General features: G+C 44.5%; 13 protein-coding genes. 4 read left to right on the top strand and 9 right to left on the bottom strand.

Annotated features, from left to right (window positions below; translation table 11 throughout):
* The first annotated feature begins 1 nt into the window (after window position 1).
* On the top strand, window positions 2–2,692 hold the full coding sequence (gene flgK / locus A3729_RS04690) for a flagellar hook-associated protein FlgK (protein WP_068511769.1): 2,691 nt from the start codon (window positions 2–4) through the stop codon (window positions 2,690–2,692).
* Window positions 2,693–2,754: 62 nt separating this feature from the next.
* On the top strand, window positions 2,755–3,972 hold the full coding sequence (gene flgL / locus A3729_RS04695; protein WP_068511772.1) for a flagellar hook-associated protein FlgL: 1,218 nt from the start codon (window positions 2,755–2,757) through the stop codon (window positions 3,970–3,972).
* Here the strand turns inward: flgL and A3729_RS04700 are convergent.
* On the bottom strand, window positions 3,967–5,418 hold the full coding sequence (locus tag A3729_RS04700; RefSeq protein WP_068511775.1) for a DUF3336 domain-containing protein: 1,452 nt from the start codon (window positions 5,416–5,418) through the stop codon (window positions 3,967–3,969). The genes flgL and A3729_RS04700 overlap by 6 nt on opposite strands.
* A gap of 160 nt (window positions 5,419–5,578) precedes the next feature.
* Here A3729_RS04700 and A3729_RS04705 point away from each other — a divergent pair, with 160 nt between their 5' ends.
* Window positions 5,579–6,064, top strand: a complete 486-nt coding sequence (locus tag A3729_RS04705) for a glutathione peroxidase (RefSeq protein ID WP_068511777.1) — start codon at window positions 5,579–5,581, stop codon at window positions 6,062–6,064.
* Here A3729_RS04705 and A3729_RS04710 read toward each other — a convergent pair.
* The 7 genes from A3729_RS04710 to A3729_RS04735 form a co-directional block, all read right to left on the bottom strand.
* Window positions 6,061–6,423, bottom strand: coding sequence for a response regulator (locus A3729_RS04710; RefSeq protein ID WP_068511780.1), 363 nt, complete (start codon window positions 6,421–6,423; stop codon window positions 6,061–6,063). The two genes, A3729_RS04705 and A3729_RS04710, sit on opposite strands and share 4 nt — an antisense overlap.
* 119 nt (window positions 6,424–6,542) lie before the next feature.
* Window positions 6,543–7,175: a TetR/AcrR family transcriptional regulator gene (locus A3729_RS04715; RefSeq protein WP_068511782.1), complete on the bottom strand. Its 633-nt coding sequence runs from the start codon at window positions 7,173–7,175 to the stop codon at window positions 6,543–6,545.
* 1 nt (window position 7,176) lies between these two features.
* Window positions 7,177–7,938: an SDR family oxidoreductase gene (locus A3729_RS04720; RefSeq protein ID WP_068511786.1), complete on the bottom strand. Its 762-nt coding sequence runs from the start codon at window positions 7,936–7,938 to the stop codon at window positions 7,177–7,179.
* A gap of 131 nt (window positions 7,939–8,069) precedes the next feature.
* A complete protein-coding gene (locus tag A3729_RS04725) occupies window positions 8,070–8,627 on the bottom strand; it encodes a hypothetical protein (protein ID WP_068511790.1) in 558 nt (185 codons plus the stop codon).
* Between the two features lie 85 nt (window positions 8,628–8,712).
* Complete coding sequence (locus A3729_RS04730) at window positions 8,713–11,202, bottom strand: hypothetical protein (protein ID WP_068633288.1); 2,490 nt, start codon at window positions 11,200–11,202, stop codon at window positions 8,713–8,715.
* Between the two features lie 87 nt (window positions 11,203–11,289).
* Entirely contained in the window at window positions 11,290–11,439 is a 150-nt protein-coding gene (locus tag A3729_RS31315) for a hypothetical protein (protein WP_156495103.1), read from the bottom strand.
* Between the two features lie 43 nt (window positions 11,440–11,482).
* On the bottom strand, window positions 11,483–12,328 hold the full coding sequence (locus A3729_RS04735; protein WP_068511797.1) for a molecular chaperone: 846 nt from the start codon (window positions 12,326–12,328) through the stop codon (window positions 11,483–11,485).
* 291 nt (window positions 12,329–12,619) lie between these two features.
* Here A3729_RS04735 and A3729_RS04740 point away from each other — a divergent pair, with 291 nt between their 5' ends.
* Window positions 12,620–12,826, top strand: coding sequence for a hypothetical protein (locus A3729_RS04740; RefSeq protein ID WP_068508080.1), 207 nt, complete (start codon window positions 12,620–12,622; stop codon window positions 12,824–12,826).
* A 33-nt stretch (window positions 12,827–12,859) separates the two neighbouring features.
* On the opposite strand, the gene A3729_RS04745 is transcribed toward A3729_RS04740, so the two are convergent.
* Window positions 12,860–13,567: class I SAM-dependent methyltransferase (locus tag A3729_RS04745; RefSeq protein ID WP_068633290.1), on the bottom strand; the 708-nt coding region annotated here is incomplete at its 5' end.

The raw sequence follows: 13,567 nt of genomic DNA on the forward strand, positions 1-13,567 counted from the left end.
TATGCCAGATCTAATCGGTATTGGCCTTTCAGGTCTACAAGCTCATCAGACAGCCTTATCGGTCACGGGTAATAATGTTTCTAATACCAATACACCTGGCTACAGTCGTCAGGAGGCCGTGTTTGTAGATAATAAATCTATTCTTACTGGTAGTGGTTACACTGGTCAGGGCGCGAATATTGCCACGATTCGTAGAAATGCAGAGGATTTTATTAGCGAGCAGGTTCGTGCCGATACAACCGTTTATCATGAACGTGATGCAGTGCTTACTCAAGCAGAGTCGATCGATAACTTGCTTGCCAGCACGACAACTGGTTTGACGCCTGCTATGACTGCTTTCTTCCAAGCCTTCCAAGGTGGCGCTGATGACCCAACCTCTATCCCTCAGCGACAGTTATTATTGACGCAAACCGAAGGTTTGGTTTCCAGGTTTCATGCATTGGACAATCGACTTAATTCTCAGATGGAAAATATTGACGTAGAGCTGGCGGCCTCGGTTGCTGCGATCAATAGTTTGTCTCAAGGTTTGGCCGAATTGAATCAGTCTATTGCTGTTGCAATTGGTGCAGGGCAGGGTGATTTACCCAACAATTTATTAGATGCTCGGGATGAAGCTTTACGAGAGCTATCTGAATACGTAAACGTAGCAGTTTTTCCTACAGGAGCAGATGGTCAGGTCAACGTATTTGTGGGAAATGGTCAGCCTCTTGTTTTAGGAAGCTCTTCAAATCAGTTGGATGTGACTTTAAACCCTAGTGACACTGAACGAAAAGAAATTGTTATGCAGGTTAATGGTCGCTCTCAGATAATTAGTAATGAGCTGACCGGCGGAAAAGTAGGTGGGCTTCTAGACTTTAGAGACAATGAACTTACAACAGCAGTTAATAGTCTCGGTCGTATAGCTATGGTTTTGTCAGACACCGTCAACAAGCAGCATGGCTTGGGTATGGATCTGGAAGATAATTTAGGCGGCCTATTCTTTAGGGATGTTAATGAGGAAGTGTTGGCACGAAGCCGCGTTCTGGGAAATAGTACCAATGCTGAACCTCAAGATCATAGTATGCAGGTTAACATCATTGATGCGACCGAGTTGACAACCAACGATTACGACCTGAAATTTGAAGGTCCATCGAGCAACGATTATACCCTGTTCATCGCAGGTACAAATAATGTTGTGACCAAAGGGATACTACCTGGAATTTTTCCGGCTAGTGTTGAAGTCGATGGTTTTCAGCTGCAGTTTAATTCCGGCACATTCAAGGTTGGTGATCGTTTTGTTATTAAACCCACAAAAAATGGTGCAGAGGATATAGGCGCAGAAATTGACAGGGTTGAAGCGATTTCTTTCGCCGCCCCAGTTCGTGCGGATGCTAACCTGGGTAATACCGGTAATGCGAATATTAGCCTTGGGACCATGCTTGATGTAGAGAGCCCGCTGACTAACGCAACCTTGCCAATCTTTGATACCGAAGGGCAGTTATCTCCACCCTTGGAAATTGAGTTTATTACTGATACCCGCTTTCAAGTATTGAATGTGTCTGACCCGGCTAACCCGATACCGCTTACACCAGCGATGAATAACCTATTGTACAACCCAGGTATTACTAATACGATTTTCACCTCTGACCCGGGAGAGATGCGAGTTTCGGCATTGGGAAGTGATACGTTCCAGGTTGGAACGCCAGCGGCGAGTACTGGCACTTTGGTAAATGGCTTTGGTGCTCAAAACTTAACTATCTTGAACCGCGATACTGAGACGGGTGTCGTTAGCTCGCAGGTACTAGGAATAACCGCGAACAGCTCTGCAAAGGAGATCGCTGATAGTTTACAGGCCGTTCAAGGAATTCAGGCAAATGCTTATACCCAGGTTCGTTTGGATAATTTTGTTGATGCGGCCAATGGTACGGACCTGGGCTTCGTCATTAATGGCGAAACCATTACCATTCCGGTAGGTAGTATTTCGACTCAAGATGACCTGGCTAGTTTGATTAATGAAAACACGACTTTGCAGGATTTGGATATCTATGCTGTAAGTGATGGCAATGACGTTGAAATTCATGCCAGTAACGGTATTGATATTGTTGTGTCGGTCACTGGTGCAGCAGGTGACAGTGTCAATGTCAGTGCTGTGGATCCTTATAACCCGGGCGCATTTTCAGCGGATACAGAAACGGTGATAGCGGGAAATGGTGTTTCTGTCGGTGGCGCGGTTGACGTAACACTTGCGGATGGCATCAGCTTTACCTCTGACGTCGATAGTGTTTTTGAACGGGCACCCGTAGGGCAGTCAACTTACCTCGGGTTTCAGTTCGAGATTAAAGGCCAAGCTGAGGCGGGTGATAGTTTCAGAATAGATTACAACACAGGTGGTGTCTCGGATAACCGCAATGCTTTAGCCATGGCTGGGTTGGAAAGTGCAGGGACGGTTCAAGGTGGTGTGATTAGCTATGGTGAAGCCTATTCACAGATTATTGAAGAAATTGGCACAGTAACAAATCGGGCACGTCTGGAAGCTGATTCTGCGAAAGCCTTATTGGTTCAGTCTGAAAATAATAGAGAGTCTATTTCTGGTGTTAACCTGGATGAAGAGGCAGGTAAGCTGGTGCAGTTTCAGTCTGCTTATAACGCTTCGGCACAAGTTGTTTCGGTCGCCAGAGAGCTTTTTGATACGCTATTGAATGCCTTTAGATAGAGTTTAATTGAAGATAGAGTTGGGAAAAACAGGGGTGGTCTAAGTACCATCAAGTGACGCTTATGAGAATATCAACGCAGCAGCTTTTCAACCGTGGTCTGGAAGCGATTCAGGATGTTCAGTCTGATCAGCAAAAGACACAGTTACAAATATCAACGGGCAAGAAAGTCTTAACGCCCGCCGATGACCCGGTTGCTTCAACGCGAATTTTAGAGCTGAATCAGGAGCTGGAACTAAACTCTCAGTTTCAACGGAATATTGAACTGGCTCGTGGTCATTTAAACTTGCAAGACGACTTACTTGGTAGTATCAACTCAGTTGTCCAGCGTATTCGTGAATTGACGGTGACCGCAGGGAACGGTGTTCTAAACAAAAGTGATTTATCGGCGATTTCAACCGAGGTGAAGGAACGCTTGTCGCAACTTGCGGGTTTGATGAACTCACAAGATGCCAGCGGTGAATATTTATTTAGTGGCTTTCAGGGTGGTACGGAGCCCTTTCAGCAGAATGTTTCGGGTACTTACGTTTATCAAGGAGATGAGGGGAGACGTTTTGTTCAGGTCGAGCCAAATGTTACAATTGCTTCATCTGAAAATGGCAAACAAATATTTCAAGATATTGCTGTTGATAAAAATACCTTCTATACCGCTGCAAACCCTCATAACCAAGCTGTACCAGAAGCCAGAATCACGACGGGGCAAGTGATAGATCAAGAGCTTTATGACCAGTTTTATCCTGGTGATATGATAGTGACTTTCACCTCGCCTTCAGAGTTTAACGTGACTGACAAAGCGACGGGTAGATCTTATCTGGCCAATCAGGCTTATTCACAGAATGATCCGATTGTCGTCAATGGCGTTCAATTTGAGATAACCGGCACGCCTACTGCGGGTGATAGCTTCTTTATCGAATCAACTGAAAAGCAGGGCGTTCTGTCAACGATTGAGAAGTTTATCTATACCTTGGATAACTTTACTGCCACAGAAGAAGGTCGAGCGACTTTTGATGCGAACCTGGAAAGTGCCTTGATAAACCTGGATAGCGCTGAAACCTCTATTCTAGAAGCTCGAAGCCAGATTGGTGCACGTCTGAACACTGTTGAAACAACAGAGGAACAGCTTAAGGATGTGGAGCTTCTAACAGAGCAAACTCTGAGCGACCTAGAATCGGTTGACTATGCGGAAGCAGTCAGTTTGTTGTCTTTGCAGCAGTTCACTCTGGAAGCTGCCTACTCTTCTTACTCCCAGGTGTCCTCGCTTTCCTTATTTGATCGCTTATAAGGCTGTGGCCTTTAAGCTTTCTTCTTTGACGCTTTGCTCCAGATGAGCGATGCAAGCCTGTAAGGTTCGGCTTATCTGAGTTTGATCCCTAATCATGGCTAGTTTTGGCCAGGTGCAGCGTTCACCCATTTTCAAGATATAGTCTCTTTCTGAAGGGCTGGGGTTCTTCATGAACTTAGCATACCAGGAAGGCGGAAATTCAGGGTGGATATTGATATCGCCCAAATAGTCCTGATCAAGCATCAAGGAGGCGTGATTTAGCCACGAGCTCCAAGCTTGGGAGTGAAATCGACGCTTGCCCAATTTAAGTAGCGCCTTGCCTTGAGAGAAGCTACTGCTGACCAATAGGTCGGCAAGGAAGGCTGCAAAACCATCTTCCTGACGTTGAGAGACAAAAGGCACAATATGTGGGTTGGCCTGGCTGACTATAAAGTAGTTTGCATTGTGAAGTCGGCTCATTCTTTGTCTTGGAATATCGGTAGCAAAAGAGCCGTCATACCAAAGCTCTCCTTTCAGGTAGGTTTGCTTTTCCCCGCGGGCATTCTTCTCGTAGAGCTGGCAAGGAGGAAATAAGCCAGGGACAGAGCAAGATGCTTGCGCTGCGGATGCGACAAAAACACTTGGTGCAGTTTGGTAGTTCAGAATTCTTGGCTTTTGGCCTGTTCGGGCAGGTGAAATTGTAATGCTTACGTTTCGGCCGGTTTTTTTAAAGGCTTCTTCAAAAGTCATTAATCCGACGTTGTGTTCAACGCAGCTGCGCAGTTGCTCTGGGTCGAGTAATGATTGCTGTTGCCAAATACCTTTAAGCGGTAAACGCTTCAAAGGGCTGTAGTTACTTTCCTCGGGCTTACCTAGAAGAGTAAGTACTTCCTTATTTGTGTGAGTAGCCAGCATGCCCGCCGTGATTGCTCCCATACTGCTACCAGATATGATGGAGGGGAGGAGCTTGTGATTGATGAGTGTTGCGACCACGCCTATATGATAAATACCGAAGGTTCCACCGCCACTTAGCATTAAGGCAGGGCGACCAAAATTATGCTCGGCCTGTTTGAACTGGGCGAGCTTGTCTTTTGTCGAGATGCTATCGATCTCAGATTCGCAGAGTATCTTTAACGCTTTATCGATCAACTTTAAGTAATTGCTAACGAGGGTCTTGGTTCCTGTGTAGGCGGGTTGATAGAGCTTGGGTTTACTGAGTTCCGCGGTGGTTCGATACAGGCTTTCCTGAATATAGGGAATCAGCTTCAAATAATCTTTATTTTCTAGCAGTTCAGAAATTGTTTGATAATGTCCCTGCAGCACTTTGTATGGGTAGTGTTTAGACTCGGGTTTTTTTTGCCAGTCATAACTGCCGTTAAGCTTATCGGCTTTCGAGGCAGCGGTGAGCCATTGCTCATAAGTTTGTGCCTCGCTCATAGTTTGCTGCAATTTGCTTATATCTGACATTTTTGTGTTTACGCTTGTAAGCTAAAAAAATATATTTGCCTATCGCATAATCAATGTCAAACGCTTATTCCTGAGCATTGATGTAAATCAATAGGCTTTTAACGCTGATAATTTAGGGGTAGGATGCTTGTGAATAATTATCATTAATAGGGAGAGACTCGTGTCTGATATCTATCAGTTCAGTGCTAATAATATTAAAGGAGAGGAAGTTCCTCTTAAAGCGTATCAGGGGAAGTTGCTGATAATCGTCAATACGGCAAGTAAATGCGGATTTACGCCTCAGCTCAAGGGGCTTGAGGAGCTGTATTTGGAGTATAGCGAGAAAGGGCTAGAGATCTTAGGCTTTCCATGCAATCAGTTTCTAAAGCAAGACCCAGGAACAGATAGTGAGATTAGCGAGTTTTGTTCTTTGAACTATGGGGTTACGTTTCCAATGTTCTCCAAAATAGAAGTAAACGGCGATAATACTCATCCCTTGTATAAATACTTAAAATCAGAAGCGAAGGGCTTGATGGGCTCTGAAAAGATAAAATGGAATTTTACCAAGTTTTTGGTCGATCAACAGGGCAAGGTTGTTAAACGCTATGCGCCCAATACCGAGCCGAAAGACATGGTGAAAGATATCGATGCAGCGTTGGCGCCTTAGCCTAGTAGTTTCTTTATCGCAGGAAGCAGGCGGTCTTTGGTAATGGGTTTGATGATCCAGCCATTCGCGCCTGCTGCTCTGCCTGCAGCTTTTTTCTCTGCTTTATTCTCGGTGCTAACAATGAGTACAGGAACACCCTTGTAAGCGGGGAGTGCTCTAATAGCTGCAGTGAGTTGTATGCCATCGAGTTTTGGCATATATAAGTCGCTCAGTACCAGGTCAAATCGTTCTGCTTTGGCTGCATTTAATGCGGCTTCGCCATCGACCGCTAGCGTCAGTTCGTGTGGCTCGTCTTGAAGAATGACTTTAAACATGTTGCGCATTACTAATTGATCATCGGCGATCAGGATTTTGGCCATATGTTTCTTGTACCTATTCTTTAATGAATGAGAGTCTCTTACTTCACTTTAGTATAGCCAAATGTGCTGGAATATCTTGTCTCTTAGGTCTTACTCGTTAGATTTCTGATGCGTATCACTTAAGGGGCAATTTGTCGGGTGATGGTTTCTATATGTGCGAGCAAGGCGCTATAAAAATCTCGCTTAAAAACATCTAAAGGCGGAGACTCAATAACCTCGGCAATTGCACCGACAGGGTGAGTCATATGCCAAACGCCGATCAATGCTTGCTGAACTTGCATGAGTAGGGTGAGCGCTTGCGCTTGAGGCAAGTCTTGCTCTGCTTGTTGCGCTAGTAACTGAGCAAACTTATGCATCAAATGGAGTAAGGTCTTTTTGAATTGCAGTGCTTCCTCTACGGTAAGATTACGCTCTAGGATTGTGTGTAAAATTGCACTCAATTTACAATAGATAGGGTTGGCAATTAAGGTGTCCGTGATTAGAGTTGCCAGGGGCAGCTTATTTGGCATCTCTCGAGCCGAGTGAATTAATTCTTCAAGGGTTTCTACAAACAACGCGAGGAACAAAGTCTCTTTATTTCTAAAGTAGCGATATAAAGCGGCCTTAGTAATACCCACATCTGCAGCAATCACATTCAGGTTAAGGTCTTCGTAGGCAAGATCAGAAAATCGTTTTCGTGTAGCATCGAGAATTTGCTGTTTTCTGAGAGCTTTTTGTTCCGGATTATTCGCGCGTTGTTTGATTAAACACATTTTAGGCTTGTAACCATCCTGCAAGTTTTCGTGTGACTGAACGTGGGGATAGTTTACCAGACCAAACACCAAAAATATTCTTCCAGCCAGTGATAACAATGGCGCGGTCTTTTTTCTTGAGCGATTTCCTGACAACAGCTTCTGCTGTCATGGCACCTGCTTTGAATAGTTTTGTGTTAGTCATATTAGCTTCTGATGCAAACTCAGATGCGGTTGCACCTGGGCAAAGTGTGCTGACGGCAATACCTTGGCCCTTAAGCTCTTCATATAGTGCTTCAGAGAAGGACAGCACAAAAGCCTTGGTCGCGTAGTATATAGCCATGTTAGGTCCCGCTTGAAAGGCAGCGGTTGAGGCAACGTTAATGATAAAGCTATTACTCTGTTGTGATAGCTTGGGGATGAGTCGGTGCGTTAGATCTACCAGGCTGGTGACGTTGAGCTGAATCATTTGTAACTGACGATCCAGTGACAGTTCAGTGAATGCACCGCGGTCTCCAAAGCCTGCATTGTTGATTAGGCCGTTTAGCGCCCAACCTTCGTTGATTATTTTGCTAGCTAGCGTTTCGGCACCGTTTGAGTCAGACAAATCAGCAGCGATGATTTGTGTCGAGATTTTATATTGGCTTTCCAGCTTACTGGCTAGCGCTTGAAGGCGCTCTTCTCTGCGGGCGGTCAGAATCAGGTTGTGACCTTGAGCGGCTAATTGTTCTGCGAATACTTCGCCAATTCCGGCGCTTGCACCGGTTATCAAGATGTAGTTCATTGTGTGTTCCTTTATTATTTGAAGTTAAGTTACTCTGGGTTACTTAATATAGAAGAATGAGTTCTTGATGTAAATAACCTAGGGTAACTTAATTGGCATGCGAAATTAATAGGGCGCTAGGGCTTGTAAATCTAGGGGTAAAGTACTTCTACACCGTATTGAAGGACTGCTTGGGTATTAAGTGCTGAGTTACTTGTATTGTGTTGATAAATGGTTCCACCAATATTTACGCTGTGAGAACTGGTGCTTAGCTGAAAGTTTTCAGTTTGATCATAACCATTATATAGCGTCGGTTCGAAGCTTAGAGAAGCCGCGCTTTCGCTATTTGTGACTGATTCACTTAGTTTTACCGAGATGGCTTGTGCGGCACGCCCGCTAATATCTAGCTGAGGTGTATCGACGGATGGCTCAAGGCAAGCGTTACCTTGTAGAGACCCGCTTTTAGGGTCGATGGTGCATTGGCTGTTATCGAGCTTTTTAACTGGCATCGACAAGGTTTGTTGAGTGCTGCCGATAGCGCTGACCGATGCTGGGTCGACTAGGGTCAACTTCACTTTTGCCTTAAAAGATTCAGCTTGTGCGCTTACTGAAAACGTAAAGCATGAAAGCAGTACTAATGCTAAGGGTGCTTTTCTCAAGCCGGTCTGCCTCCACTTTTTATCGCTGATTAAGTCCTGAATACCACTCAAGTATAGTAGCTAGTGCTAAGGCAGCAATGCTTAAAATGTGAAAAAGTGAAAAATATTTATTTCTTGCGCAAATGAAAAAGCTGGGCTATGTGATCGTGGCTTGTGTGGTTAACATGTTGAAAAGTAAGAGTTTATTTTTTTGTTTGAGATGTGTGGGAGGAAGGTAAATGATACCTTCATCGCCTGAAGTCTTGAGCTCTATAGTTGGTGTTACGCTGAGGTTTTTACTTTGAAGGTAGTCAGGATCTATTTTAAGTAAGTAGCTACCTGGTAGGACGTTTTCGAATATGTAAACACCATCGTACTCGGTTCGGGTTTGCTGTATCAGTGAGTCATCGAGTGTAAAAAGAGAGACAGGAATACCTGCTTTCGGTATAAGTTTACCATTGTTTTCAAGCAGCACTTCTCCTTCGAGTTCCATCGCAGTTTGGAAGCCGATACTGATCTCGTTGAGCTTGCCCGAGTGAGAATAGAGCGTGAAATGCTCCTTCTGTGGCTTCAGAAACGGGTCTTCAATTTTTCGGGAATTGATACTGATCGTTTGCATTTGAAGATCAGGAACCCCCCATAAAGAGACATAACCTTCTTCGTTTGTGGCGCTGTTTCTCCAGCTGTTCTTTCCTTTAAAATGTATATTTGGAAGAGGGCTGTCCTGTTCATCAAACCTACCGTTATTGTTGTGATCCAAATATGTGTGTGCGAGCACGCTGGCACTAGAGGCCACACTTTCAGGACTAAGGTAGAGGCTATTATGAGGTTTGTCGTAGGCAAGGGCAGAGCTAATGCTTAAGCCAATACTTTGATGGTCTTGTGTATCAAATCCGGCAGAAAGAGAAAACGAGTATTTGTCCAGACGCCAGCTGATCATATTGTCGAAGCTGTATGTGTCTTCTTCCGATAGAATGTAGCCTAACGAGGCTTGATAACTTACCCGTTTACTTGCTTGATAGTTGGCACTCGATTGGATGGAGTCCAGAACACCTTTCGGTAATATTTTATAGTTAGCTTCGGTCTTGAGTCTCCAGCTATGCCAGCGCCTGGTTGCGCTTAACGTGGTGATAAGAGAGTCTTCCACGTCATCTATATTATTGTGTGAGTAATTGATTAGATTGGCAATTTGGGTCTGACCAATGCGTGTGCTTAAGCGTTTAGAAAGTTGCCATTGTTCCTGTGCATTAGCATATTGAGCATGTTGAAGCTCCAGGTCGTAGGATATATCTTGTGACCAGATATCTGCCCAAAGACCATTGATTCGTAGTTTGCTATCCAGCTCCAGTTTCCCATCCGGGTTCTTATCACTAATGAAGTCTGTATATTTTTCTAAATCAAAGTTGATATTGGTATTAAGCAAGCGGGTCTTGTATGCAAGTGACCATGCGTGGCCGCTTTGCTGGTCAGAGACATATTTCAATTGTCCAAAACCTCCACCAAGCGAAGCGAAAAAGCCCAAGCTTGTATAGAGATGTTCTATCTCGTTGTCTATGGGGGTAAAGCGGCTGAGGGCACCTTGAATGGTGAGATAGTCGTTAAGCCCTGCGTTAAATTCAGACATAAAAAAAGATGAGGACTCGTCAAGCTCCTCTTCCTCAAGGCTAAGCAGGCGCTGGTTTCTATTTAGAGCATAGAGTTGAAAGTCCCACAAACCTTTGGCCAGCATTTGACCTCCGACCGTGATTTTTTTCTGTTCGCTTCGATATTGTCCCTGGGGCCCATAGATACGAATATCAAAGATGTTCTCTCCTAAATAGGTAGAAATTTTGTCAAAGCGATATTGGCCATTGCTAGATGTGCTTGTGAAGTCAATTAAAGCGCCATTTCGATAAAGCTCAACTTCCCAGCCCGGCGGTGCATCGCCTTCTAGAAGTAGGTCACTGCTTTGTTCTTGGAGTGCATTGCTACCGCGCTTTAAGTGGACACCGCTGCCACTAACGGAGCCGGAAAGCAAAGCACTGGAATGACTGTTTACGTCACCAAACTTATATTGATCGATACCCAGAAATAATCGTTGCTCTGGCCCGCTTGCCGCTTTGCTAAAGGTAAGTCTAAGGTCTTGAGCCCCATCTTGGTTAACGTAACTGGTTTGTAGAGAGTGTTTCAGAATATCCATGACACCCTGAACAGTAGCCGAACTGTATTGGCTGATATCTGCCTCATACCTGCCCGTCAGATCGTTATATTTCTCAAAGCGCTCAGCACTGTGTGAAAACTCAATATCAAACGAAGGGGAACCAAGCCAGTCGTATTCATTGGGAAGGTAGTCGTGAGCCGTTTGAGCTTTAGCTTGTGGCTTTAGCTTGGCTCTTTTCTGGGCTCGCAGCTTTTGTGTCACGATTGGTAGTGGACTTGAGGACGATAGTTTAAGTTCAAGTTGCGATACATCCAGCAGTAAGCTGAGGTCGAACCATCGCTCGATGCTTTTTAAATTAATATATAAATCAAAACCATCAAGTGCATACTGAAAATCTTTTGGCCAGGTTTGGCGTTCGCCTTTGAGAAAAACACTTTTCTGATTGATGTCGAGAGAAAAGTTTCGGTCTTCTGAAATAAACCAGCCATCAAGCGACAGCGAATCCAAATTTAGCGTTAGAGGAAAATCCAGAGAATCTATCAACCCTTGTACGGGAATAAATGTATTCTCGGGTGTTTGATAGACGAAAAGAGATTATTCGAGTAATAGCTGATCGTAACTTAATTGTACGATCAGTATATTATCCTCTGCCAACTCAACAGGTTCTGGAGGGAGCTCTGCAAAAGCATGCTCCCATACAGCTAAGTAAACGAGAAAAATCGAGAGGCCGGCATAGCGTGGCATATTAGGTAAAATCCATCTTACGTTATAAGAGTCTGCCAGGTGTCTAGAATGTTATCGTTTGCTCGATGACATTGCTGCCACCAAACTTTTCGTCCTCAGTAAAGCGTAGAAGATATTCTTTTCCAGTTAATGATGCCGCTTGGCTTAAGCGGACTTTGACTAGTCGTTTTAAAGTTGGAGTATATAAAGCGATACCTCGAATAAAGCCTACGCGGGAGCCAAGTTGCTCACCGTTCTTCTCATATAGTTCCACGTTCCCATAGAGAGAAAAATTTCCTTGGCGATGAAGCGAGAAGTGGAGCTCTTCTACTTGCTCGTTTTGCACGATTGGCTGAATGTCAGAGATGCTTGCCGTGGTCGTAGAAGCGCCTTTTCTAACGATTACGGGGATTGCTAGTTTTAATACTGGCTGAACGGCAAGGTTTAGTTGGATATCTTCATCGTTCTTTGGGGTAGCCGGAGAGTTCGCGTCAGCTTTTTGCGGGATCTGTTTAAGTACCAGGTGAGATAGATATTCCCCTTCTGCCAAACCTTTAGGGCGTCGAGCGGCGACACGAATTGTTTGAGATCCACCGGCAGGAATATCAACTCGGCGAGGGGAGTAACGAATCATATCGCCTGCATAGGGCCCACCTTCTTCTGGGTTTTCTATATCAACGATACTGCCGTCTTCTTTCATATACTTGTGCTCGAAGTATATTTGGTATCGTCCTGCTTTATAATCAGTGTTTAGTAAGTCCAAGCTTGCACTTCTTTCTCTGTCTTGTAACACGATGCGCTGAGGGTTAAGAACAAGTCCGGCAGAGACTTGGAATGAGATGAGTGCGGTAAGTAGAATTAATAATGTATTCTTGAAAAGCCAAAGGCTAGATTTGTTTCGCTGTTTCATGTTGGTTCGTATAACGTTTTCGGTCAGTGTTTGTTAGATGGTTTATTATTGCTGGCGCAATAATAAACCATCTAACAAACAGTTAAATACCGAAAAGCAAAGGTCATAATTGAAGAACTGCAGCAGGCAGAATTACCTTTAGCTTTAATACCTGATGCACGTAAGAAAATAGTCTTAAAGCCAAACGGAAACTTAGCTGCTGCGACCAATGCTGATATTGTCGGCGGTCATGCGGTATCGGGTCACTATAGAATCTCTAGCGATACTGAGCAGTCAATTACGATTGATGTGATGAGTACTGAGGACGATCCTAAGATTGTGCTAAAGAACTTTAAGCTGAAGTATCAGGGCGTCACGTATAAAAAACCTCCCGTTACAGGTTTGCCTTCTCCTGGCAGTGGCGAAGACTTATTTATTGGCTTTACCGTGATATTGAAATCCGGGGCCGGTGAAGGAGAGCGCTTCCTTTCTTACACCATCGATGTAATAGAAGAATAGCTGACTCAGTTTAGGTGATTTGCCCTCTCTATATTATAAGCTCACTGCAATGAGTTTTAAGCCTTTGCTAGGGTCGTTTTCTTTGATCTCTGCACAGCTATCTATGATGGTCATTTCTTTGGTTTCTGGGAAACAGTCGCCCAGTTCATCTTTAAACTGCTGATGTGTAACATGCGGATTGTTGAGACTGACAAGTAAAGTGCCATTCTCGTTCAGGCAATCCTTGCACCAGCCAAGTAGTCGCTTGTAGTCCTGCCAGCCTCGAAAGGCCTTTTTTTGGTAGGGCGGGGGATCGGTAATAATCAAGTCAAAGGGGCCGTAAGAAGAAAATTGTTTGCGTGACTTCAATATATCCCGTTTTACAAAATTCGCTTTACCCTGACTGATTCCGTTGAGATTATGATTACGCTGAGCTGTTCGGAGTGCGCCAGCAGACATATCCATATTAATAACTTTCTTGGCGCCACCTTCTAGGGCAAACAAGGAAAATATGCTGGTATAAGAGAACAGGTTCAACACAGACTTGTCCTGTGCATTTTCTTCAACCCATTGCCAACCTGCACGCATATCCAGGAACACGCCGGTGTTTCGGTTTTTTCCTAGGCTCACATGGCTTTTAAGCTTGTCGCTCAGTTTAGCGGTATGCTCAATCGGGAGTTCACACTCGCTTCGTTGGTAGAGAATAGATGTTTCTAACTCAGGCCAACTGCGTGTTTGTATGATGATCGCTGAAATATACAG

The organism is Oleiphilus sp. HI0043 (assembly GCF_001634935.1).